At 38.2% G+C, this 579-nt stretch carries 1 protein-coding gene; it reads right to left on the bottom strand.

Annotated features, from left to right (window positions below; genetic code table 11):
- Positions 1-86: 86 nt before the first annotated feature.
- Positions 87-536: a hypothetical protein gene (locus R7190_RS29275; protein ID WP_186584954.1), complete on the bottom strand. Its 450-nt coding sequence runs from the start codon at positions 534-536 to the stop codon at positions 87-89.
- Positions 537-579 lie beyond the last annotated feature (43 nt).

The raw sequence follows: 579 nt of genomic DNA, 5'->3' as shown, positions 1-579 counted from the left end.
TGTGAGCGGCGCTTGGCTATACTTGAGCGAAGCGAAACTGCCAAGCGTTGCGAATCACTCTTAAATGCTTTGTTATACGAAACTTGCTACATGTTTAAATATTTCTCTAGTTTACTGCTTAGAGATTTGACTGCTTCGACTGACCAGTTAACTACCTCTAGAGACTCTTGTGCCGCTTTGCTGAATATTTCAGGGTTGGACTCGAGTTCTTCACGATGCCCTTTGAAAGCTTTTACCTTAAATGACTTTTCGTGCAATTCATTGAGCAGTTCGTAAATTGATACATCTTCTGAGAACAAGAACTTGGCAGCTTCCTTTTTCTCGATGAAGCCCTTGTGAGTTTCTGAGGTAACACCATCACCTATTAATTCTTGGTAAAATTTTAACGTAGCTGTATATACCTCGAATCTCTTATTGTAGAGGTCTAGTTTGAGTTTCTGACGGTTAGTTACCAACTGTTGATAAGCAATGTAAGCTAAAAACAGTGCCATTAGGACTGCAAATATGTAGTCTTTAAAAATTCCTAAGATATCCAATTGTTAACTCTTAACTATGTAAATGATGATTTCGTATAACGCC

It is taken from the genome of Vibrio sp. 1078-1, from assembly GCF_033340475.1.
The sequence above is the reverse complement of the archived record's forward strand: the minus strand, read 5'-3'. Positions and strand labels throughout refer to the sequence as shown.